The 23,107-nt window shown below is 53.3% G+C and carries 16 protein-coding genes and 1 pseudogene; 12 read left to right on the top strand and 5 right to left on the bottom strand.

The genetic code is table 11. The features are described from left to right. Positions 1-16 precede the first annotated feature (16 nt). A pseudogene (locus tag KTE_RS41145) lies at positions 17-1,365 on the bottom strand (RNA-guided endonuclease InsQ/TnpB family protein). Between the two features lie 281 nt (positions 1,366-1,646). Between KTE_RS41145 and KTE_RS50275 the strand changes: the two are divergent. The 9 genes from KTE_RS50275 (at position 1,647) to KTE_RS41100 (ending at position 8,849) form a co-directional block, all read left to right on the top strand. After that, a complete protein-coding gene (locus KTE_RS50275; RefSeq protein WP_374226872.1) occupies positions 1,647-1,844 on the top strand; it encodes a helix-turn-helix domain-containing protein in 198 nt (65 codons plus the stop codon). A 497-nt stretch (positions 1,845-2,341) separates the two neighbouring features. After that, positions 2,342-2,614 (top strand): hypothetical protein, encoded by a 273-nt coding sequence (locus KTE_RS41135; RefSeq protein ID WP_201392272.1) that lies wholly within the window; start codon positions 2,342-2,344, stop codon positions 2,612-2,614. A 159-nt stretch (positions 2,615-2,773) separates the two neighbouring features. Further along, on the top strand, positions 2,774-3,163 hold the full coding sequence (locus KTE_RS41130; protein WP_201392270.1) for a GntR family transcriptional regulator: 390 nt from the start codon (positions 2,774-2,776) through the stop codon (positions 3,161-3,163). 246 nt (positions 3,164-3,409) lie between these two features. Beyond that, positions 3,410-4,207, top strand: coding sequence for an ATP-binding cassette domain-containing protein (locus tag KTE_RS41125; protein ID WP_201392268.1), 798 nt, complete (start codon positions 3,410-3,412; stop codon positions 4,205-4,207). Beyond that, positions 4,204-5,118, top strand: coding sequence for an ABC transporter permease subunit (locus KTE_RS41120; RefSeq protein ID WP_201392266.1), 915 nt, complete (start codon positions 4,204-4,206; stop codon positions 5,116-5,118). The genes KTE_RS41125 and KTE_RS41120 overlap by 4 nt, the downstream gene beginning before the upstream one ends. Before the next feature lie 15 nt (positions 5,119-5,133). After that, positions 5,134-5,979 (top strand): ABC transporter permease, encoded by an 846-nt coding sequence (locus tag KTE_RS41115; protein ID WP_201392264.1) that lies wholly within the window; start codon positions 5,134-5,136, stop codon positions 5,977-5,979. Positions 5,980-6,098: 119 nt separating this feature from the next. Beyond that, positions 6,099-6,830 carry a 3-keto-5-aminohexanoate cleavage protein gene (locus tag KTE_RS41110; protein WP_201392262.1) on the top strand — a complete coding sequence of 244 codons (732 nt, stop codon included), beginning with the start codon at positions 6,099-6,101 and terminating at the stop codon, positions 6,828-6,830. 123 nt (positions 6,831-6,953) lie between these two features. Then, complete coding sequence (locus KTE_RS41105) at positions 6,954-8,240, top strand: response regulator (protein ID WP_201392261.1); 1,287 nt, start codon at positions 6,954-6,956, stop codon at positions 8,238-8,240. A gap of 198 nt (positions 8,241-8,438) precedes the next feature. Further along, positions 8,439-8,849 (top strand): response regulator, encoded by a 411-nt coding sequence (locus tag KTE_RS41100; protein ID WP_201392260.1) that lies wholly within the window; start codon positions 8,439-8,441, stop codon positions 8,847-8,849. A 27-nt stretch (positions 8,850-8,876) separates the two neighbouring features. Here the strand turns inward: KTE_RS41100 and KTE_RS41095 are convergent, their stop codons facing one another. Both KTE_RS41095 and KTE_RS41090 read right to left on the bottom strand, forming a co-directional pair. Beyond that, on the bottom strand, positions 8,877-9,422 hold the full coding sequence (locus tag KTE_RS41095; RefSeq protein ID WP_201392259.1) for a hypothetical protein: 546 nt from the start codon (positions 9,420-9,422) through the stop codon (positions 8,877-8,879). A 138-nt stretch (positions 9,423-9,560) separates the two neighbouring features. Further along, complete coding sequence (locus tag KTE_RS41090; RefSeq protein WP_201392258.1) at positions 9,561-10,049, bottom strand: hypothetical protein; 489 nt, start codon at positions 10,047-10,049, stop codon at positions 9,561-9,563. Positions 10,050-10,650: 601 nt separating this feature from the next. Here KTE_RS41090 and KTE_RS41085 point away from each other — a divergent pair. The 3 genes from KTE_RS41085 (at position 10,651) to KTE_RS41075 (ending at position 16,934) form a co-directional block, all read left to right on the top strand. Beyond that, positions 10,651-13,857 carry a hypothetical protein gene (locus KTE_RS41085; RefSeq protein ID WP_201392257.1) on the top strand — a complete coding sequence of 1,069 codons (3,207 nt, stop codon included), beginning with the start codon at positions 10,651-10,653 and terminating at the stop codon, positions 13,855-13,857. Between the two features lie 538 nt (positions 13,858-14,395). Beyond that, a complete protein-coding gene (locus tag KTE_RS41080) occupies positions 14,396-16,147 on the top strand; it encodes an ABC transporter substrate-binding protein (protein ID WP_201392256.1) in 1,752 nt (583 codons plus the stop codon). 253 nt (positions 16,148-16,400) lie between these two features. Next, positions 16,401-16,934, top strand: a complete 534-nt coding sequence (locus tag KTE_RS41075) for an SRPBCC family protein (protein ID WP_201392255.1) — start codon at positions 16,401-16,403, stop codon at positions 16,932-16,934. A gap of 73 nt (positions 16,935-17,007) precedes the next feature. Here the strand turns inward: KTE_RS41075 and KTE_RS41070 are convergent, their stop codons facing one another. Then, positions 17,008-17,964 (bottom strand): alkaline phosphatase family protein, encoded by a 957-nt coding sequence (locus KTE_RS41070; protein WP_201392254.1) that lies wholly within the window; start codon positions 17,962-17,964, stop codon positions 17,008-17,010. A gap of 191 nt (positions 17,965-18,155) precedes the next feature. After that, the gene (locus KTE_RS41065) at positions 18,156-23,102 is read right to left on the bottom strand and encodes an HAD-IC family P-type ATPase (protein WP_236600963.1); all 4,947 of its coding nucleotides are present in this window, start codon (positions 23,100-23,102) and stop codon (positions 18,156-18,158) included. Between the last annotated feature and the right edge of the window lie 5 nt (positions 23,103-23,107).

Genomic DNA, 23,107 nt, shown 5'->3' with positions numbered 1-23,107 from the left:
TTGCATCAGCTATAAGTCAATGACCTCCGCTCTCAGAGCGGAGGCTTGCATCTGGATTCCACCGCAACTCTGCATACCTTTGCAGGCGTGCAGCTTTGGCTTCCTTATCCGATGCATCAGGGGCAATTGACAAGTACCCCGTCGTGCTCCAATCCTGTCGAAGCACGAGCGTTCGCATGGTGATATTCCTCGCACCAATCAGATCGGCATGCAGGGTGTAGTGACACTGCTGACAGACAAAGAGCAACCCTTTCTTTGGGCGGTTGTCATCAGCGGTATGCCCACACATGGGGCATGCTTTTGAGGTATAATCTGCATCCACTTTGATGGCTTGTGACCCTGCAAGAGCTGCCTTGTAACTGATGAGCGCATGCAATTCAGCAAACGACCACTGTGAGTACACCCGATTCGCTTTGCGGGCCTTGGGCGAGACCTGCTCATACCCCTTGCCGTTTTTCTTGCGCTGCGCTTTCTTCGCTTCGTCCGCTCTCGAATATCAGTCAACTGTTCCAGCCCAATGAGGGTGCGGGGATGCTGCTCAATGATCTGTTTGGCAATCCTATGATTGGCTTGCAACTTTAACCGTCTCTCTCGCTGCTTGATTCGTCTCAACCGACGGATCGCACCACGAGTGCCTTTTTTCTGCAAGCGTTTGCGCAGCCGTGCATAATGGTTTGCTCGATGTCTCACCCGCTTCCCTGGATGAAAGGTCGCCTTGCCTGCCGAGGTGGAGGCCACTGCTAGATAGCGAATGCCCACATCCACGCCGACTACCTCGCTCAGGTGTTCACAGCTTGGCTCAGCAACGTCGATCTCCAAGGAAACAAGCAAATAGAAACACCTCTTAGGTGTATCGTACCAGAGTTTTGCATCACCGATACTGGCTCCATGCCGAATGAGTGCCATATGCTCATCGTAGCCTTGGTACGGAATAATGGTACGCCCGTTGAGCGTGCCGATGCTGACCTGCTGGTTTCGCTGAAAGGTGTAGTCTCGCTCATAGGTATACTGAACAGTGGGTGAGCTATAGGTGGGAGGCTTGTCCAGTCCTTTAAAGCGTTTCTTAGTGATCTTCTTTCGACGATGTTCAGCATTCTTTTTCAGCTTGGTCCACAGTCCCTTGTAGGTGGCGGCAACCTGTCGTTCCACGCTACAGGCTAGTTGGGAAGGAAGGTGATAGCGAGCGCGCAACTCTGCATACATCCCACGATGTAAAGCCAGGATACTACTGGTTTTGCCCTGCTCGAAAGCATACTGGCTCACCGCATTGAGCGCATCCCGATAGGTCAGTTGCGTCTGGCGTAACGTCTGCAACTGTTCAGGAGTGGTCATCAGCTTCAGTTTGGCGGTGATCATCTGTTTCATGCAGTTCGCTTTCGAGAGGAACGGGAAATGGTCCCGTTCCTCATTCTCCTCCACCGGTATGCTGCTACGAAGGTATTCTTGTTGGGCTTGCTCTTTGCGGTAATGCTCCGCTTTCTTGGGGGCAAGTGGCCCACCCAGGTAGCCCACGAGATAGCCCAGGTATTCAGCCACATCCTCGCGCTCATCGGCTCCCAGGTGATAGCGTTCCTGTTTGTCGGGGACTGCGATGAGGTGTAACACATTGTTCTGTGTCATCTGTGAGAGGCGGTTGAGTATGTTCAGTGGCGACAGAAAGACCGATAGAGACGAAAGAAGTTGCTGATATGTTGGGAGTTCCCCCTCGGACAGTGACGAGGTTAGCCGAGAGGGGAGAAATTCCCGGTTTTAAGGTGGGCGATGTCTGGCGATTTCATCGTCAAGATATTCTGGACTCCATAGAGGAACAAAAACAGAAATGGCGACGTCCCTCGCAAGAGTGAATACTTCTCTTTGCCCGTTATTGCTGTCCCAATTCGATCTATATGAGCACGGTATCCGCGCTCATATCTCCGACACTGCCCACGTAGTACGAACGAGACCAGAAGGTACCGCCTCAAAACTGTTTCTTTCTTTCGGGAAAACACTGAAACACGTTGCGGGCGGTCGTGCCTTTTAACGTGCGAGCAATCTGCGAGGGAGAAACATTCGGGGGCTACGTACAAAGAGAAGCATATGATCTGCTTGCACATTGAGCGCACATATCGTCCAGGTAGTGGTTTCGCAGATGTGGCGGATTTCCTGTTCGACAAATGGAGCAATTATTTCGGACAACAGACAAGGTAATAGGCGAATGTATAGGTGACGTGTTTGGTATATTGTTCTTTAGAAAGAGCCTGTGAGGGCTGCCTTATCCCTACTTGAAAGATAGAGATATCCGACGGCCCAATCATGAATAGATGCAGGAATGAGGAGCGTTGGCAGAAAGGATGGTCGAGGTATGGTGCTAGCAAGTTTGCTGGATGCACTATGGGCTGGTATCGTCTGGATCGCTATTGGTGCTGTAGCCGGGGCAATTGGTGATTATGTGATGCGGGAAGAGCGGCTGGGTACGGCTGTTACGGTTGTGATTGGGATTGGTGGCGGAGTGATTGGAGGCTTGTTTCCAGGTCTTATAGGCATAGGTGATAAGGGCAATTTCTGGACCTATCTGACCTGTGTGTGTGGCGCTATTGCAGCCCTCGTATTCGCGAGGAGACAGGTAAGGAAATAAAAGATAGGAAGGATGGGTAGGTAGCGCGGGCATTCGTCCGCGCTACCTACCCATCCTTCCTATCCTTGACATTTGTGCATGTTCCGCCCTATACTTGTGCTATGTTCATAGTTATTTAGTAGATTAGTAGAATAGCAGTGAGTGAGACGAGAATATGCGATGATTGAGTTTCACCTGGAGCAGCGTACCGGCGTGGCTCCATATATGCAACTGGTGCAGCAGGTCAAGCGCGCGCTGCGCCTGGGTTTGTTGCAGCCGGGCGATCAGCTACCTACGGTACGCGAGGTCGTGACCATGATTGCCATTAATCCCAATACTGTATTCAAGGCTTATCGAGAGCTGGAGCGTGATGGGCTGGTGGAGAGCCGGCCCGGTCTGGGAACCTTTGTGCGCACACAATTGCGCGTACCGGACCGCGAGAGCCTGGAGCGGGTGCGTGTGAGCTTGCAGCAGTGGCTTGAGCAGGCCGCCGGGGTTGGCCTGGACGACGAGAGCGTCGTGGACCTATTGATGGATACGCTACAGAAACGGCGCGCGGCCCTTTCATAGGGGGAGAAAAAAACTTGTAGGGGCAGAGCTTGCTCGGCCTGAGCCCGTGCAAGCATGGATCCTACATATGATCAAAGGCATTGAGTCCATGCAAGCATGGACCCTACATATGATCAAACAGTCTCAAGAGGAGAAACTGTATATGACACTGGCATTGGAAGCAAACCATCTCGGCAAAAAATATGGTAAGCGCTGGGCTTTGCAAAACTGTGATCTACACATCCCGAGGGGGGAGTAACTGGCCTGGTGGGCCTGAATGGCGCGGGCAAAACCACGCTGCTGCACCTGGGGGTGGGCCTGCTGGCTCCCAGTGCGGGCAGCATTCGCGTCCTGGGCGAGACGCCCGCGCCAAACGCCACGGCGCTCATCGCGCGCATCGGCTTTGTGGCCCAGGAGCGCCCGCTTTATCGCTCATTCTCCGTCAAGGATACCCTGACGCTGGGGCGCAAGCTAAACACGACCTGGGATAACGATCTTGCGGAGCGTACATTGGCACGCCTGGATATTTCCCTCAAAACGACGGTCGGTAAACTCTCGGGTGGGCAGCGCGCCCTGCTGGCTCTGGTAATGGCTCTGGCCAAGCGCCCGCGTCTGTTGCTACTGGACGAGCCGTTCGCTAACGTTGATCCCCTGGCGCGGCGCGAATTGGTGCGCCTGTTTATGGATGCCGTGGCCAGTAATGGCGCCAGCGTCGTAATTTCATCGCACCATATCGCCGACCTGGAGAATATCTGTGACCGCCTGGTGCTGCTCTCTCAGGGACAGGTCAAGGTCGAGGAAGACCTGGAGACGTTTGTTACCTCGCACAAGCTGCTGATTGGTCCCCACGACGACTTTGAGCGCATCGCCTCCGAGGTAAGTGTCATACAGGCCGGGCATACCGGGAGGCAGAGCAATGTCTTCGCGCGCCTCTCCGGTCCCTTCTCTGATCCCCGCTGGGTCGTGCAGGGCCTCTCGCTGGAGGATATTGTGCTGGCCTATCTCGACGCGCAGCCGTCCCTGCCCACGCCGAATAACCACTCACAGCAGGAGGCAGCACGATGACCTGGCTTACCTGGCGACAGTACAGAGTGGTGCTGCTCTGTGCCATTGTGGCACTTACGCTTTATGCCCTGGCGGTAGTGATAGTGCTTAATGCAAATGTTCAACCGGGACCGTGGTACATGTTTAAATCGATGGTTCTAGGTTTTGGCAATCTCTGGCCTCAGTTGATCGGGCTGATTGTGGCGACCTTTATAGGCGCGCCACTGATAGCGCGCGAGCGTGAGCAGGGGACGCACCACCTTGCCTGGACGCAAGGTATTGCTCGAACACGCTGGTTGGCGGTAAAGCTCGGGCTGCTTGTTTTGGTACTTGTGATCTTAAGTATAGGTTTTGCGTTGCTTGCGAATAAGCGTTTTGAGTTTGAGACCAATACTGCTGCAAATCACTCTATGATTACTGTGCTTGGCGTACGAGTAGTAGGTTCCTGGCGCGGCTTCTTCTTTACCAGTATCGTGCCTGTGGTGCTTGTCGTCTTCGCACTTATGCTTGGGGTGGCGGTCGGCTGCTTTGTGCGTCGCAACGTGCCAGCTATGACCATAGCATTTACCCTCTTTCTCGTCGTCTTTCTGGCCCTGACCAATTGGTATGCCTACCTCCTTCCGCCCCGGACCTATATCTGGGATCAACAACATGACTACCCTCAAGATCTGTTACAGGAAGCTGCAATTGTAAAGATGGTGAATATTGATCAACAAGGGAATGAGATTAAGAATATAAGCGCATATTGCCATCTCTCCTCATCGAACTCCCAAGAGATAAATGAATGTATAGGTAGTACGCCTATAAAAATCACCTATCAGCCAGAAGAGAACTACTGGCCGCTGCAATGGATCGTGAGCGGCATCCTGCTTGTGCTCTCGCTGGGGTTGGGTGTAGTGATATTCATACGAGTACGCTCCTCGGTTGATTGAGAAGGGATTTTGATTATGACCTGGCTTACCTGGCGGCAGCACCGTGTCGCTCTGCTCATAGGTGTACTCTTGCTGGCCTTCTATGCGTTTATCCTGCTGGGGCGCAACTATGACGCCTTTACGTTTCAGTATGAAGTTGTCATGTTGCTGCCGCTGCTTGTAGCGGTTTTTGTGGGCGCGCCGCTGGTGTCCCGTGAGCGAGCGCAGAAGACGCATTATGTGGCCTGGCTACAGGGAACCTCGCGTACGCGCTGGCTGGTGATCAAACTGGCGTTGCTTGTAGCAGGCGTACTGGTGCTCGCTACTGTCCTGGCTTTTCTAGAGAATGTTTTACAGGATATGCTTGTGGGGGATGGCCCGTTTGAGATCTGGTCGCGCTACCTTGTCACGGGGCCGGTTGTTGTTGGGCTGACTCTCTTTGGCTTGATGCTAGGTGTACTTGTGGGTAGCCTTACCCGGCGCAGCATCCTGGCTATGGCGCTGACCTTTGTGCTCTACGTGGCTTGCTTTCTGCTGTTTAGTGGTAATTATGGCAACCTGGTACCTCCCCATGTGCAGTATATGGAGTATCATGGAAATGGGTATTGGGGTCAGCAGATGGAACTGGTGATATACGCGGGCTTTGCTGATCGGCAGGGGCAGGAGACGGGGGATATTCATAGCTATTGCAACTGGCATGACTCAGCCTCTAATGGCAATGTAAATAAATGCATCCGGGACCTTAACCTACAGTGGAAGACTGTCTACCAGACGGAAGATGACTACTGGCCGCTGCAATACGCGGGTGGTGCGCTCTTGCTTGTGCTCTCGCTACTCTTTGGCATTCTAGCTATCATACGTGTGCGAACCATCCGAGATTGAGGAAATATAGCTAATAACGAAGAGAAAGCGCATCGCGATGCGCTTTCTCTTCGTTATTAGCTATAAGGCGTATTTGTTTCATTGTAGCGAAGACTAGCAGGATAGGAGAGGATAGTAGAGTGCTGATCAAAGCATGTTTAAATGGGAGTCGCGAGCGAGATGAACATCCTGGATTGCCCTTGATGCCTGAAGAACTGGCGCGCGAGGCGCGTGTGGCGATAGAGGTTGGCGCAGGAGCCTTGCATATTCATCCACGGAACAGTCAGGGAGCTCAATCGCTGGCCCCTCAGGTTATTGGTGAAGCGCTACAGGCTGTGCGCAAGAGTTGTCCGGGTATACCTGTAGGTGTAAGCACTGGCCTCTGGATCGAGTCCACTGTGGAGCGGCGCCTGGAGAGTGTGCGTGCGTGGCGAGTGCTGCCAGATTTCGCCTCGGTCAACTTCTCGGAGCCAGGCGCTGCTGAGCTTTGCGCGCTCCTACAAACGCGTGGCGTAGGCATCGAGGCTGGACTCAGCACGCTTGAGGATGTGGAGGCATTCCTGGCATCAGGATATGCGCCGCGCTGCCTGCGGATCCTATTGGAGCCGGAAGAGGTGGAGGCGTGCGCGGCCTTGCGCACGGTTGAGTCTATCGTGGCGCGCCTGCGCATGGCGAGTGTGTGGCGGCCGCTCCTATTGCATGGCTTTGAGCAGACAGCCTGGCCCCTACTGGACGCCGCGCTGGCTCATGGTTATGACATACGTATAGGCTTCGAGGATACCCTGACCCTGCCAGATGGCAGCCGGGCGACAAGTAACGCGCAACTCGTGAGTGTCGCTGTAGAGAAGGCCGATCTATACCATTACTTATAGGCGGCTTATTTTGGAGACGGCGCAGAGGCTATTCTCTGAGTCGGGAAGAGATCTCGAAGTTGACATAAGGCAATCTCGTCTTTTACAATCGATAGTATGGAGAGAAGAAAAGTGTTGCCTTCAATGGCGGATGCACGACTACTGGTAGTGGATGACGACTCCGCTTTATTGCAAGCGCTTCCCCATATGCTGCGGTTGCGCTTACAAAACCTGCATGTGGACACTGCGGAATCGGCGCAGCTCGCGCTTGAGCTTGTTCGAGCGCAGAGCTATGACGTCATTGTCAGTGATATAAAAATGCCCGGTATGGATGGTTTCGACCTGCTAACTGCTTTGCAGGACTTACAGCCAGAGACTCCTGTATTGTTAATTACGGGCCATGGTGAGCATGATCTGGCTATTCGCGCGCTCCGTGGTGGCGCGTATGATTACATACTTAAGCCGATAGATCGTGATGATTTCGCCGCTGCGGTACGCAGAGCCATCGATACAGTCCAACTCCGCCAGCAGGTGAAACACCAGCAGCAGGAGCTTGAGCAGTATGCGGCCTCGCTTGAGCAGCAGGTATACCAGCGTACTGAGGAATTGCAGCAGGCGAATGTAGCTCTTGCGTCCGTCAATGAATCTAGAGAACAGATGTTGCGCATGGTGGTGCACGAAATGGCGGGCCCCCTTACCAGCGTTAAAGGCTTGATGCAATTGATGAAGCGCCAGGTGCAGCGGGGACAGTCGGGGGAGCGGCTTGTGCAGAATTTTGACACTGTCGAGGGTGCTATTAAACGCATGGAACGACTTATAGCTGACCTGCATGATGCCGCCCATATCCAGATGCAGCAATTTCATGTGCAGCGTGAGCAGACCGACCTGGTCGCGCTCTGTCAGCAGGCCATAGATGAGTTCGCCTGTGAGCGCGTGGCGCCGACTGTCTCTACAGATAATCAGTGCATAGGGGTGGTGGATGCTCAGCGGCTCAGCCAGGTGCTACTCAATCTGCTTAATAACGCGCGCAAATACTCTCCAGTTAAGAGACCGATAACCGTCACCTTTCAGGTAGGCGAGCAAGAGATATGCATTGCCGTCCAGGATGAGGGCGCGGGTGTCGCCCCTGATGCTCTACAGCACATCTTTGAACAATTTTACCGAGTTGGGGGAGTAGAAGGGCAACATGGTTCTGTGAAGGGACTGGGGTTGGGACTCTATATTGCCCGTGCTATTGTTGAGGAGCATGGAGGACGACTAGAGGTGCAGAGCAGGTTGGGGCAGGGCAGTACTTTTTCCATTAACTTGCCAACGTCCGAATTAGCGGTCAACGCGGCGAAAGAGGCTTTTGAGATGGGAACATGGTCTCGGCTGTGGAAAATTGAGTGGCGGGACTCTCAACTTGATCCTCTCTCATCCGTAAATATGTAGTAGAATGGATTGCTTTCCCCTGGAAAAAAAGTATCATGGTATATGTTGAAGAGTATTGAAATCACTATCTTCTTATACGGAAACCAACCCCCCTTCGGGGCACGGCGCCACTCTCGTGGCTAGCGCTCCCCCCATTCGGGGACAAGCGCGCTCAGGTTTTCGATAGGTAGCACCTAGTTAAGTTAGAGGAATCAGAGGATGCCAAATGTGTATGGCCCCGAGGATCTTACAAAGCAGTCAAGGAAGACGATTCTCGTTGTCGAAGATGATATCCATGTAGGATACTTTTTAGCGCAAGCGCTTAAAGAAGAGGTTTCCTATAAAGTCATTTTTGCTACAGATGGCTTGCAGGCGCTCAGAATGATTCGTACTGTGCTGCCAGACCTTATTTTATTGGATTACCATCTGCCCCATATGGATGGTTTAGAGCTTATCGACCATCTACGCGCCTCAACCGAGAGTGAGCATATTCCAGTGATTCTCATTAGCGGCAATCTCCCTGAGCGCTTGCCCAAGCGCAGGAACGTCATGTATCTCAAAAAGCCATTTGAGTTGGATGCCCTCCTACAGCATGTCACGGACCTGTTGGAGCGTTCGACCCCTGCATAGGAGAGGGGCATCCAGAGGTGAGCCTGGCTAGGAGCCAGGTATCGCGATGACTTTAATGATGCGCCCGGTTGGTACGGGAGGCTGATAGCCCTGTCCGACCTGGATGCGCTGGACCAGCATATAGTAGCCCGCAGGCATGGATGAAGGCAGTTGCAGATTAGCATCGACGGCCTTGTCAGACCAGTTATTGGTCTGAATAGGTGTAATTGTTGCCTGCACATGGCCTGTGATATTATTGCCATCGAAGCTAATGGCCTTCTTAAGGCTCTCTATGCTAGTAAAGGGACCTACCAGGCCGGCCTCAATCTTTACAGGCTGGGGTTTATTATCGAGGGTATCCTGTCCAGATTGTGTAGCCCAGGAGAGAACAACGTTTTCGCCTGTTTGATAGGTATAGGCTACCTCCTGAGGATTGGTTACGCGATCCTTTGGCAGGCTGGAGATGGTGGAATAGGTATAGGTTTTATGTGTAGGTGCCTCGGTCAGGCCACAGGCACTCACAATCAGCATCAGTTGTAGGAGCAGGAGGGGAAGCGCCAGGCTTCTTGCCGCTCGCACTATTGGCCCAAGCACGGTATTTGCGGTATCCTTTCGAACTCTGTATCGATAATACAGGGTAGAGATAAATAGCATGAAGCTGTTATTATGTTCCCTATTATAGCAACGAGGGTGGCCTACAGACAAAGGCCACCCTCTTTTGCTATCTTTTACCTAAATTCTATCTAAGGAGAGAATCTTCCAGGTTGATCCCTCTTTCTTCATGGTCAGGTGTGAATGATAGTGCACGTTGGCATTGCGATCAATAGTAGTCACAATCTGCGTTCCATCACTGCTACCAGGAACCATCGTAATACCAGTGATAGCCCCACTTTGGATAAAGGCATTCTGGGCCATCTGAGTAAAGCTCTCCTGGGTCAGTTTCTTGCCATCAGTGGTTGTGGCGTTGGCATCAAGATAGGCGTATGCTTTCGCATAGTCGCGATCCTTGAGGGCCTGATAATAGGTAATAGCAGTGGGAATGCTACTTACAGCGGATTTGGAAAAGGTTGGAGCCGGGACAGGCGAAGTGATAGCGTTCGTCTGTTGTTCCTGGCCTGGTGATTTCTTAGATGAACTTGTACTCTGGCTCTGATCATTGCAAGCGATGAGTAGAAGAGCCAGGCAGGTGAAGAGTATGGCTATGAAAAGTGAGCGTTTCATATAGATATTTCAGCCTTTTTAATCGAAAAGGCGATACTCCTTCTGTTCATTTTATTATGATGAATAAATTACTCATTATCTAAGATGTAATGACGTTTGTCTTGCTAATTAGTTCCCAGAATCTGGTTATTTGATCAGGACTTTCGTCTATTAGGTAGAGGTATATGTTCCAAATTATCTTTTGCTGTATTATACTACATAAATATCCCAAGTTACGTTTATTATAGTAGAAAATTTTTAACTATCTCTTATAGTCAGAAGATAGTGAAAAAAAACTTTACACGCACCTTCTTTTTGCTTGCTTTGCCGTAATAAATAATTGTGTTTGTATGTACCCGACGTAAGGAGAACATGGATGATGTCCGGTCCCCAACCTCCTCGTAATGCATCCTTGTATGCGCATTTATCGACTCGCCGTGGAAGTAAGAGGTATTCAACATTCCTCCTCTTAAGCCTGGTGTTCCTCGTTTGTATTGTGGGGGGAACATTACTTACTCTTAATGAAATTTTACCGAACTTAAAGGCGTATGCAGCCGCTAACAGTGCTATTTTGACCTATAAGGGTGATAATAATCGTACGGGTGCTTATGCTAATGAGACGATGTTAAACAAGAGCAATGTTAATACCTCACAGTTTGGCAGGCGTGTGAGCTATCCAGTGGATGGCCAGGTCTATGCGCAGCCGCTCTTCGTTCCCAACCTGACGATTGGAGGCGTGAAGCACAACGTCGTCTTCGTTGAGACCGAGCACGATGGAGTTTACGCCTTCGATGCCGACCAAATCACGCCTACACAGCCACTATGGTACACCAGCTTTCTGAAGTCTGGTGTGACGTCCGTGCCATCAGGCGATGTGTCCTGTAACGATATGGTGCCCGAGATTGGCATTACTGGGACGCCGGTGATTGATAGCACGAACAATATTATGTACGTGATCTCCTACACCAAGGAGAATGGTGTTCCCATCTATCGTTTGCATGCCCTGGACATCAGCACGGGACAGGATAAGATAGCACCTAGCCTCCCCATTCAAGGCTCGGTAGCAGGAACGGGCGCAGGAAGCACTGGCGGACAGGTGGCCTTCCGCGCTGACCGTGAGCGCAACCGTTCGGCGCTCTTGATGGCAAATGGGCAGATCTATATCGCCTTTGCTTCGTTTTGTGATAACCAGCCTTACCACGGCTGGATTATGTCCTACAGCACTAGCTTACAGCAAACGGCCATTTACAATAATACGCCAAATGGCTCTGGTGGTGGCATCTGGGGTGCGGGCAACGCCCTGGCCTCTGATAGTGCTGGTAACATCTATACTATTTCGGGCAATGGCGACTTCGATATTAATACCGGTGGCAAGAATAATGCGGATTCCTTCGTCAAACTCTCGCCTCAGTTGCAACAGGAAGACTATTTTGCCCCCTTCAACCAGAAGTGTTTACAGAACGCGGACGCCGATCTGGGTTCGGGTGGCCCTTTGCAGATTCCTGGCACTAATGAACATATTGGTGTAGGGAAAGAGGGCCGCATCTACGTTGTAGACAACAATAACATGGGTAAATACACACCTGTGTCGGGTACCCTGGATTGTAACAACGTTAGCGCGACCAATATCGACCAGGTAAAGCAGGAACTGCCGCCGCACCTGGTAGGAGGAGTCTACAGTACGCCGACCTATTGGAACAACAACGTCTACTTCACTGGTGCGAGCGATAGCATTAAGGCCTTCTCCTTCAATCCAACGACTGGCCTGCTCTCGACAAGCTATAGTTCAAAGACGCCTGAGAGCTTTGCTTTTACTGGTGGTGGCTCGGTCACGTCCAGCAATGGCACGGACGCTTCGACAGCGATTGTATGGGCTCTGGACCCCAATGGCCTCCTACGCGCCTATGACGCGACGAACCTGGGGAATGAACTCTACAGTGATAGCTTTGGTCAAAGCATTTTCGCGAAATTTACTGTACCTGCTGTGGCCAACGGTGAGGTTTTTGTAGGCACGAAGAGTAGCCTGCTCATCTACGGCTTAAAATCAGCCAGCACGCCGACGCCAACTCCGAGTGGCACATCGACATCAACGCCGACACCAACTCCAAATCCCCAGACAACATTTAACAACGTAGGCATTACCGATGATACGAATCCTGGCGTGGGTAACTTCGATGGAGGGAAGCGCAGCTACTCTTTGCAGGCTTTGCAAAATAGCGGCCTTGTCACCGGTGATAATGTCTTCTTTAACAATATGGTTTTCACCTGGCCAAACGCGGTCGCGGGAACGCCGGATGATTACCTGGCGCAGGGACAGACGGTGCCAGTAGCACCCATCGCGAACGCGAATGTGCTGGGTTTCCTGGGTGCCTCCGCCAACGGACCCACATCTGGTAGAGCTGTCGTTCACTATACGGATGGCACTTCTCAGGGCTTCACGCTTGGCTTTAGCGATTGGACACTTGGCGGTGGTAAGAGCCCGGTCTCCTTTGGCAATGGCAAAAAGGCGATCATGGCATATCGTAATACGCCCAATGGCCTGGAGGGAGTAAACACATATGTCTTCTACGCGGACGTGGCTCTTCAGGATGGCAAAACGGTGCAGAGCGTGACGTTGCCCTCAACCGTTGTTGGTGGACAGTTGCACGTCTTCTCCATTGCAACGAAGGTTGGGACTGTCTCGACGCCGGTCTCGCCAAACGTTCCTTATAACAATGTTGGCACCAGTGATGATGGGCAGCCAAAATCTGGTAGCTTTGATGGCTTGAGAAGTTATTCTGCCCAGGCGATGCAGTCCGCTGGTCTTGTGCCGGGAAGTTCGCTGACGGCGTACGGGACAACCTTTGTCTGGCCGGCTTCGGATCCTGGAACGCAGAATAACTATATTGCCCAGGGACAGAAGATAGCTATTACACCTGTGGATAACGCGAGCACTCTGGCCTTCCTGGGGTCCGCGACAAATGGACCTTCAAGTGGGCAGGCCACGATTACCTATACCGATAATACAACCCAAACCTTTACCCTGGGCTTTAGTGATTGGACGCTGGGCGCGAATGCAGCTGCACCCTCATTCAACAACCTGGTAGTGACTTCAACCCCCTATCGTAATACGCCCACTGGGAAAGAAAATGTTAGCACCTATGTGTTTTACACCGAGGTTGGTTTGCAGGCAGGCAAAACCATCGCAAGCGTAACGCTGCCAGGCAGTGTCAAAGGTGGTCAAACCCATGTCTTTGCTGTCGCAACCAAGGCAAACGCGCCTTATGCAACAAATCCCTACTCTATGGTAGGAACCAGCAACGATAACAATACCCGCGCTGGTAACTACGATGGTGGTGGATATAGCTATTCGGCCCAGGCGCTCTCGGGGAGTGGTATTAAGCAGGGTGGCTCTGTCTTCGCCAATGGAGCAAGCTTCATCTGGCCTGCGGTTCCCGCAGGGGCGGTAAACAACTACGTTGCCAATGGACAGACCATCCCGGTCAATGGCAGCTTCGGGTCAAACTACCTGACCTTCCTGGGTTCCTCGACCAATGGCGCGACCAGTGGGACTGTGACGATTACCTATACCGATGGTACAACGGATACAGGGACGCTGGGCTTTAGCGACTGGACATTGAATGCTGGTCGGGTAGCACCATCCTTTGGTAACTTGACGGTGTCAAAGACAACCTATCGCAATGGTCCCAATGGAAAGCAGAATGTAAACACCTATGTGTTCTACACTGACATTCCAATTAATCCGAAAAAGACCGTATTGAGTGTAACGCTCCCAACGGCAACGACGGGCGGTGGTCGCATTCATGTCTTTAGCGTCGCGACACGCTAGTCTCAGCGTGGGCTACTCAGCAATAAACAGCTTGTACCATTAATCGGTACAGATTGAACCGGGGTGAGCGAGAACATAAGCTATATGTTCTCGCTCACCCCGGTTTTATTGCATCTTAATTTGTGAATGTGAGACTATTATAGCGACTCATGTTTTATTTTTTTGATAGATATGGTGCTAGCGAAATAAATATTATTAGAAATTGTGCGAGATTGTGTGAGATTATTAAGATATGCATACGTAGTATACACATAAGATAGAACTATCACTTCACGAAAGGGCTAAACATTTAGTCTGCCGGGCGATTGCTGAAGCATACTTGGTTTCGCCCCTGTGGTTTTAAGCAAGAGGAAAAGATCTAAACACGAATGACCGCTATCCTCACGCATTTTTCGAGCCTACATTGTATTGGAACACCCCGCTGTTCAAGTCTAGAGTAAATTCTTATACGAAAACCAACGCCATTATCGTGACTAGCGCTTCCCCCATTCGGGGATAAGCGCGCTCAGGTTTTCGATAGGAAGTAAGGAGTATTTGCATGAAACGTGGCAGACGTATTGCCATAACTTTTCTGCCTGCTCTTCTCTGTTTGCTTTCCATGCTGATTTCGGCGTGTGGGAGCAACTCAGGAAGTAGCACAGGTAGTAAATTGCCTGATAACAAGCAAATTTATGCGCAGCCTCTTAGCGGTATCTCTGATGTGGCAACACTTGATCCCGCCCTGTCTACCGACTCAGCCTCGGTCAATTCACTCGAAACGATGTTTACCGGCCTGGTACAGCTCAACGATAAGCTTGAGGTGTATGGAGAGCTGGCGCAGTCCTGGACGACCTCTGCGGATGGCCTGACCTGGACCTTTAAGTTGCGTCCCGGTCTGAAGTTCAGTGATGGTAAGCCTCTGACTTCAGACGATGTGGTCTTTAGCATTGATCGTGCGCTCAAGCCAGAACTCAAATCAACGGTTGCCCCTGCCTACCTGGCGCTGATCAAAGATTCGGATAAGCGTAATACGGGCAAGGTTCCAACCTTGATCAATGATAGCCTCTTCGCGCCCGATGCCACGACGGTCAAGATTGTGACCACGCAGAAAGCGCAGTATTTCCTGGACGCCCTGACCTATCCTACCTCCTATGTGGTAGAGAAGAGCATGGTGCAGAAGTATGGCGACACCGACTACTTTAAGCACCTGAGCGAGGGCGGTTGCTCCGGTCCCTTCAGGCTGGACCAGCGCCTCTCGGGTCAGTATATTAGCTTCGTACCCAATGCGAACTATTGGGGTGCCAAGCCACAGTTGAAGAAACTGGTCTTCCCCTTCTACAAAGATCCCCAGACGACCTACAAAGCCTACAAGGCCAACCAGGTCGACTACGCGACCGTACCGACCAGCAACCTGGATGAGGCACGCGGCTTTGCCAACAATCAGTTCCGCCAGGTTCCTGAGCTGACCATCGACTACTTTACCATGAACTACCTGGTGAAGCCCTTCAACAACGTGAAGATTCGCCAGGCGTTTGCGCTCTCGATTGATAAAGACCTGATCGCTCAGCGCATCTGGAAGGGCGCACGTATAGCCTCCAACCATATCATCCCCAGCGGCATGCCTGGTTACAATGCGAACCTGGTGGGGCCTGCAGGCGTTAAGGAGACCAAGGGTGATGTGACCCAGGCGAAGAAATTGTTGCAGGAGGGTATGCAGGAAGAGGGCTATACTAGCGCGAACTTCCCCCAGATCACCCTCACCGTAGCCACCCGTGGCGACCAGGCGACCAAGAACGAGTACCAGTTCTTGCAGCAGCAGTGGAAAGACAATCTCGGCGTGAATGTGATCATTAACGACGAGGAATGGAACAAACTGCTGGACGATACCGCGAGCTCGACGGGCAATGTCAAATCCTTGCAGATGTGGGTCATCGACTGGATCGCGGACTATCCCGATCCCGAGGACTGGACCACGCTTCTGTTTGGTAAGGGTTCGAGCTATAACCAGACCAACTACGGTATGGGTCAATCGAAGGATGTTAGCACACAGCAGCAGATCCAGGATCTTATGCTTAAGGCTGATGCCAACCAGAATACTGCCGAGCGCATCTCACAGTACAACAAAGTTGAGCAGCAAATGATTGACGATGCCGCCTGGGTACCCATCGACCAGCGCACCGCGACCTATGCGCTCAAGTCGTGTGTCCATGGCGTTGTAGATAACGCGCAGCAGATCACCCCTCCGGCTGACTGGGCCAACATCTACAAGACAGGCGACTCGACCTGTGCGAGCACCAGCAAATACGAGTAAGCGTGCGTAGAATTAATACATACAATGAGGCGGCCGGGCTTTGTCCGGCCGCCTCATTGTATGTATTAAGGGAAGGGGATGAATAGCATGATAAATTGCTAGAGGTGAGTTAAACGATGTAACGAAGTGTGGAGTAAATCAGTGTAGTGTACGGAAGGAAAAACCACCCGAATTTGATGGAAGGGGGAAAAGGGAGGTGCCGGAGGGTGGCCATCAAGGATCTTACCTTCGTTATAGTCAAAGGAGTAAGTAAATGGCTAAGAACTATGCGGAACATCATGCTTCTGTAGTTGTAAATGCGCCTGTGAACCAGGTGTATGCCTTGTTCTCTCACTTTAACGACTTCCCGAAGTTTATGAGCTTTATGAAAGAAGTCACCTACTACGACAACCAGAATAGTCACTGGGTGGCGGATGTCGCCGGGCGCCACGAGTGGGATGCCACCAATGAGAACTGGATTGAGAATCAGCAGATTGGCTGGCGCTCAACCAATGGCCTGGAGAACTTTGGCAAGGTGACGTTTGAGCCAACCGGCAGTAACCAGACCAGGGTCGATGTCTTCCTGAACTATAATCCGCCTGCCGGTCCCCTTGGCGATGCTGGCGAGAAACTGGGCGTGGGTAGTCGCTTTGATAATGCCCTCCAGCATGACCTGGATCATTTCGCGCGGATGGTGCAAGATGCCCCTGCGGGCGCCCTGGATCCCAACTCTTCCAATTACCTTTTCCATGGTGACAGCGCCGCAGCAAAAGGTAGCACAACTCAGCGCCAGAACAGAACAATGTAAGGTAGTCTTATACCCAAAAAGCACCGACCCTGTCATAAACAGCGGGGCGGTGCTTTTTGTATCTCACACAAGGCTAGCGCCAGGTATCGCTGATGGGTTGGGCGTGCGCGCTATTGTTGGCATAGGGCAGGTCATACATGTCTTCGAGCGTGCGCAGGGTATTATAGTGGTTAAGATTCTCGCCATAGTGTCCAGCCTTGACCATGGGGCCAACGAAGAGGGTTGGAATCTGATTGACCGAGGTATCATTATCCTCATCCCAGGTGACGATTAGCAGGCTATTATGCTTTTGCGCCCACTGGGCATAGCTATCGAAGTGCTGCTTCAGCCAGTTGTCGGCCTGCTCAACTGAAGCGGAATGCATATCGTTGTTCTGATTGGGAATCACGAAGGAGACGGTTGGCAGCGAATTGTAATCGCTGGGAAAGCTGGAGAAAGGCTGATTGGCGCTGGTAGGCACATTGCTAAAGTCGCTCCAGGGATTATGCTTGCGCGCGTACATCTGGAAGAACCACCAGGGAGCGTAGCAATCGCTAAAGCCAGTATGGGGCATATCCTCGGAGTAGCCGCTGAAGCTGTGCCCCGCCTGTAGTAGTTCCTGGCCCAGGTTCGCGCTCTGGAAGCTCTGAGGGCAGTCATCGCTGGAGAGATTGAAGCTCGAGCCTGCGAAAAGCGCCAGGTAGTTTGGCTGGCTGGGATGCGTGATGCCATGCATATTGGTGAGGGAGGCGCCATGCGCGGCCAGGGCATTGATATAAGGCGCGTCCTCATTACCAATGATCTGAGAGTAGCTATGGTTCTCCTCAACAACGACCACGACGTGATCAGGCATGGGGAGATTAGCTCCAGAGCGCTGGTGTACTACACGGCGAGAGATAGGTTGTGTAGTGTGTTGCGCGTGCGCGCTTGAGTAGATGAGGAAGCCAGTGGCGATGCTGAGCAGCAGTAGCAGAAATACAGCCGTATAGCGCCAGAGGGATGAGCTAAGAGCACGGTAGAGAGAGAAGCGCGACTCGTGGCGCGTCTGCATAAAGAACCTCCTACGAAATAAGATGGATATGGTGAATACATTGAGAGATGGCAAGCTGCCAGGTCTGCCTCTCTCAAAGAAGCTTACGGAAAAATAAACGGATGTTTGGTGATTTATAGCGTGCTCTGCTACGGCCTCAAAATTATGTGGGGCATTTGGCGGTTGGCGAACAGTACCAGTATAGCGTTTTTTCAGGCCAGCGCCACGTTTTGCTGCGTGTCAACGTGTGGTATGCCGGAGGGAAGCTTCACCTGGTCGTTGCGCAGAAGCTCAAAGAGGCGATTTAGCGCGAAGGCGAGGAGCGCGCTGGCACCCAGGATAGCCCAGCCGATGGGAGTGGGTGTGACAAACTGGAGCAGGTCACGCAGTAAGGGGAGCGTTAGAGCAGCAATAAGCACAGCGCTTGAGCCGACGACAGCGGTCAGGACAGGACGAGTCAGAGTGCCTTCGGCGCGCCCGATGTCGAGGGTCTGGGCAAGCTGGGTAGCGACGATACTAGCGAAGGCAATGGTGCGAGCCTGAGCGAGATCCGAGGGAAGCGTCAACAGGTACGCGCCCAGCGCGGGCAAGGCGCTGATAAGTGCGCGCCGAAGAATATCGTCGCGCAGAGGTCGGTCAAGCGCGGCGGTGCCCTCGCGTTTAAGGGTTGCCAGGTGGCGGTGCTCTGGCTTTTGGAGTGTGACGGCCAGCGCGGGCAGGATATCAGTAATGGCGTTCATAGCGAGGATCTGGCGGGGTGTGAGTGGTAGTTCTAACCCAAGTAAGCTGGTGCCTACTATCAGCGCTAGCTCGCCCAGATTTCCACCCAGCAGAAGACCAAGCGAACGCCGAATATTGCGCCAGAAGCTGCGCCCCTCGATTAAGGACTCGACGAGTGTAGAGATTTCATCGTTCATAATGACGACATCGGCTGTCTGGCGTGCGACCTCAGTTCCTGTATGCCCCATAGCGATACCAATATCGGCGAAGCGCAGAGCCGGAGCATCATTTACGCCATCGCCAGTCATGGCCACGGTATGACCCCTGGCACGCAAGCATTCGACGATGCGTAGTTTGTGTAAAGGGGTGGCCCTGGCGATGATGGAGGTATGTTCGAGGCGCGTGGCCAACTCTTCCTCGTCCAGGTTGGTAATGTCTGCTCCTATGAGGAGTTCCTGGCCGTCCAGGAGGCCAGCCTCCCTGGCGATGGCGCGGGCGGTCTCTGGGTGGTCGCCTGTGATCATCATGACACGTACGCCCGCCTCCTGGCAGCGTTCGACAGCAGTGCGTACGGTCGAGCGTAGAGGATCGCTGATGGCAATAAAGCCCAGGAAGGTGAGATCCTGTGGGTCATCAACAATGTTTGTTGTTGCTGCTCCCTCGGCGACCATGAGAATGCGCAGGCCACGCCGGGCCAGTTCCTGTGCTTTGTTCAAAAGAGCGCTGCGCTGGGCTTCATCCAAAGCGCGCTTCTTCCCCTTTAGGTAGAGCCAGTTACAGCGAGCGAGAAGCACCTCGGGCGCTCCTTTGAGATTTAGCCTGTGAGAGGCCAGGGTCGCGTGAAAGGCGCGTGTGGGATCGAAGGCGACCTCGTCCTCGTGGGGGACGCAGATCTCTTCAGCCAGGCCCAGGTGGATTGCGCCCTGGATAATCGCATCATCAGTTGGATGCGCACTGGCCTCGGGCGCGTTTGGATGCGGACTGGCCAGGGCTGCTGTTATAAGCACATGGTGTAGGGATTTGGTAAGTCGAGCCGGAAGGTGCGCCTCTCTTTCGGCGTCTGCAACGAGGCTTAACTCCAGATGGCCTCGGGTCAAGGTTCCAGTCTTATCTGTGCAGGCCACATCGACGCGACCCAGCGCCTCAACCGCCGAGAGGCGGCGTACAAGTGCATCATGAGTCGCCAGGCGGCGTGCTACTCCCGCCTCTCCAACTTTCGTGAGCAGCGGTAACCCTTCGGGAACACTGGCCAGGGCAATCGATGCCCCTGTTGCTAGCAGAGTATCCAGCGCGCGTCCCTGAAGGAGGCCGGTGACAATGACAACGCCACCACCCAGGAGAGAAACGGGGATCAGGACGCGCAGCATGCGCGCTAGCCTGGAGCCGAGCGGACTCTGTTCTGTCTCGGCGGTTTCCAGAGCGGCGGCTGTAGCTCCGATGCGTGTCTGGTTGCCGACCGCGACCACGACGGCTTTGCCCGTGCCTGTCGTCACGTCGCTACCCGCCAGCACGATATGCGTGTTATCGCTTCCCTCGGACGGGTCTTTTGCAACGGGAAGCGATTCACCTGTAAGGGAGGCTTCGTCAACCTCCAGCCCCTGGGCCTCGATCAGGCGAGCATCCGCCGCGACACGCTCTCCTGGTGAAAGGAAGAGGATATCTCCGGGTACGACATCGTTGGCAGAGACACAAATGATGTGGTTGTCGCGTAGGACATGAGCGGTGGTGCTGCCCAGGCGTTGCAACGTCTTGGCTATTTTATTGGCCTTCTGCTCCTGCCAGGCGCTCACAGCCATGTTGATAAGAATGGTTGTAGCGATAATGCCGACATCGGCACTGGCACCAAAGATGAGCGAGAGTATCGCGCCACCGGCGAGAATAGTATTGAGCGGGGAGCGAAGCTGTTCAAGCAAAGCCAGGAGCATGCGATTCCGTTGGGCATGAGGTCGTGCTTGATGCAAACGCTGTTTCGACTCCTGGCTTGAAAGTCCCGTTATACGGCTATGCAAGTTCTGCAATACGCGCTCGCTGCTCATCTGGCCCCAGCGCTCGGGATGGGGATCAGCCAGTTGAGAGAGCGAGGAGGCAGGACGCCTCTGACCACGCAGGTGTAGCCAGCTATCGGCTAGAGCGCCCAGCGCAGCCAGGTAGAGGACGCGCGAGGCCAGAGCTATTCCGGGTGCACCACGCCAACCCCAGATCAGGCCCGCGATATTCGAAAGAAGCGAGAGCAGGATTGAATCACGCGTAGCGCTCTCACGCTTCTTACCTGCGATGATAATAGCCGTCAGGGCAAAGAGGTCAGGCGCGAGGAGGTCCGCCCGCGCCGGCAGTCGTTTCTCGCCATTGAGCAAACCAATGGCTAGGTCACAGGCTGCGAAAGCCGCCGCTGCGCCCGCGTGATCTGAAACATAAGCGACGCGTTTGCCAGATTGCTGCTGCTTCTGAATGAGAGCGGGCACATCGTCGCTTTGTAGCAGTGAGATGTCAGCACGCCGCGCCAAAACCTGAGTCGTCTCCTGGTTTTCGCTGGTAAGAATGTGCAATTCTATGTCCAGTCTTTGACATGTTTGTACCAGGCGAGGAACATCAGGAGCGAGGCGAGGGCGTATGGCCAGCACGCCAAGGGCCTCTTCAGGGACTTGCGGCGAGGTTGAGCGTCGCAGTGAGAGAAGGAGGCAGTCGCGATGGCGTTGGAGAAAGGATGGCGAGAGAGACGAGTCAGCGTCTTCCAGGGGACCGAGGATATAATGTTTCTCCTCGGTGATGGCACGAATGCTTTTACCGTCAAAATGAGCCAGCGAAATATGGAGAGGACCACGCGTCTTGAAGATGGGTCCCCAGGGGGAACCAGCGGCCGTCGAAATATTTGTGGCCAGTTCTAGCAGCTCGTTTGTCTCGATCTGTGGCGATAACGAGAGGGCATCGACCATTTCTAGACCCTCCAGGAGGAGTCGTGCGCCATCGAGAAGTACGACCTGGGGTTGGCGAATCACACGATCCTTACGCGTGCCAACGACGATGGCCCCTGCCTTGAGCGCGTACATCGAAGCCCCCAGGTCCGAGCTTTCGGCGCCGATCATGGCTGGTCGGGGATTCACAAGGATCAGCGAGGCGAGGGTCTGGGTGAATGAGCGTGTTAACAGGGCTGTGCCAGCGGCGTAGAGCAGCGAGAGTGGGCTGAGGAGCTGGATATAGCGATCATAGAGGGTGGGCGCGACTGGAGCTGGGCGCGGTGTGGTAGTGAAACCCGTGAAAGAAGGCTGCGTTTGTAGCTGAACGGTAAATGGCCCACCGTAGAGTTGGTAGCCAGCGGGAAGTTCCAGGCCTGGCGTAACCGCCACAGGTACTCCTTCGCGGGTGATGCTTGTGCCAGCACCCTCCAGGACGCGGGCGCCCATGGGAACTTTCCTCCCACTTTCCAGGTGTAGAACAGTTCCGGGGCGCAGATGAGGTTCATTGGCTTCCTGTTCCTCGTAACGCTGCCAGGAGGCGCGGCGTGCTCGCACCTCGGTCAGCAGACGGAGAGACTCGCCACCGATGGTGAGCAGGCCAAGCAAGCTTCCTCCCAGCGTGAGCGTAATAATTCCCGGCACATTAAATAGCAGATCGCTTGTGGCTTTCCCCACCAGTCGGCGCAGGCCATGTCGAAGTGGAGGAATACCCTGAAGGATGCCAATGATGCTCGCGATCTGAATGGCTTCTGTTGCGCCAGGGAGCGGATCGGTCATACCAAGGAGGCGGCGTATAGAAAGAAACCCCAAGCCCAGTGTAGCTCCCATGGTGCGTATGCTACTTTGCACGAGTGGTCTTGGATCGAGGGGGTGGGTTGGCTGGTCCTCCCCTGGCAGGTCAGGGAGGTCGACTCCAGCCACCATAGAGACAAGATCATCCAGCTCTTGTTCGTGTTCTGTAAATTCGACAAGTACATGGCCGGTGGACCAGCGTATATGGGCATGGACGTTCTGGCGACGTTCCAGGGACTCGACCACGCGTTGGGCTACGGTTGGATCGCGTTCCAGGCCACGTACAGGAATAGAGGCTCGCACCAGGTTAGCATTTTTCTCCTGATGGATAGGGGGAGGAGTGTGAGTAGTTTTTTGCCCCTGTTTTGTCTCAAGAGAGGAGGGGTCAAGTGTCTCTAATGTGGTGAGAATAGCTTGCTGGTTGGTTTTTTGAGAATCATAACCTATGAGCACATTGTGAGTGAACTCGTTTGCCTGTACCTTCTGGATGCCGGGTAACTGGCGTATCCGCTCTTCTAACGCAAAACGATTGCGCCCATTCCACCAGGGGATATTAAGGCGTATGCGTCCAGGTAGGGCGTGGACAATGTGTAGCTCTTCAGCAGTGGCTATGCTCATACTATTTCTTCCCAGGTGCTCCCTGAAGCGATAGGCACCGGCCTGTACCGGGAGTGTGATGGACAAGATATCCATTACAC

This window comes from Ktedonobacter sp. SOSP1-85, from assembly GCF_016587415.1.
In the GTDB taxonomy this organism is placed as follows: Bacteria; Chloroflexota; Ktedonobacteria; order Ktedonobacterales; family Ktedonobacteraceae; genus Ktedonobacter.
The sequence above is the reverse complement of the archived record's forward strand: the minus strand, read 5'-3'. Positions and strand labels throughout refer to the sequence as shown.

Excerpts from the sequence above, each read along its gene's own strand:
- KTE_RS41135 (WP_201392272.1), top strand. The coding sequence starts at position 2,342 with ATGGTGCTAGCAAGTTTGCTGGATGCACTATGGGCTGGTATCGTCTGG.
- KTE_RS41130 (WP_201392270.1), top strand. The coding sequence starts at position 2,774 with ATGATTGAGTTTCACCTGGAGCAGCGTACCGGCGTGGCTCCATATATG.
- KTE_RS41120 (WP_201392266.1), top strand. The coding sequence starts at position 4,204 with ATGACCTGGCTTACCTGGCGACAGTACAGAGTGGTGCTGCTCTGTGCC.
- KTE_RS41115 (WP_201392264.1), top strand. The coding sequence starts at position 5,134 with ATGACCTGGCTTACCTGGCGGCAGCACCGTGTCGCTCTGCTCATAGGT.
- KTE_RS41105 (WP_201392261.1), top strand. The coding sequence starts at position 6,954 with ATGGCGGATGCACGACTACTGGTAGTGGATGACGACTCCGCTTTATTG.
- KTE_RS41100 (WP_201392260.1), top strand. The coding sequence starts at position 8,439 with ATGCCAAATGTGTATGGCCCCGAGGATCTTACAAAGCAGTCAAGGAAG.
- KTE_RS41090 (WP_201392258.1), bottom strand. The coding sequence starts at position 10,049 with ATGAAACGCTCACTTTTCATAGCCATACTCTTCACCTGCCTGGCTCTT.
- KTE_RS41085 (WP_201392257.1), top strand. The coding sequence starts at position 10,651 with ATGTTAAACAAGAGCAATGTTAATACCTCACAGTTTGGCAGGCGTGTG.
- KTE_RS41080 (WP_201392256.1), top strand. The coding sequence starts at position 14,396 with ATGAAACGTGGCAGACGTATTGCCATAACTTTTCTGCCTGCTCTTCTC.
- KTE_RS41075 (WP_201392255.1), top strand. The coding sequence starts at position 16,401 with ATGGCTAAGAACTATGCGGAACATCATGCTTCTGTAGTTGTAAATGCG.
- KTE_RS41070 (WP_201392254.1), bottom strand. The coding sequence starts at position 17,964 with ATGCAGACGCGCCACGAGTCGCGCTTCTCTCTCTACCGTGCTCTTAGC.
- KTE_RS41065 (WP_236600963.1), bottom strand. The coding sequence starts at position 23,102 with ATGGATATCTTGTCCATCACACTCCCGGTACAGGCCGGTGCCTATCGC.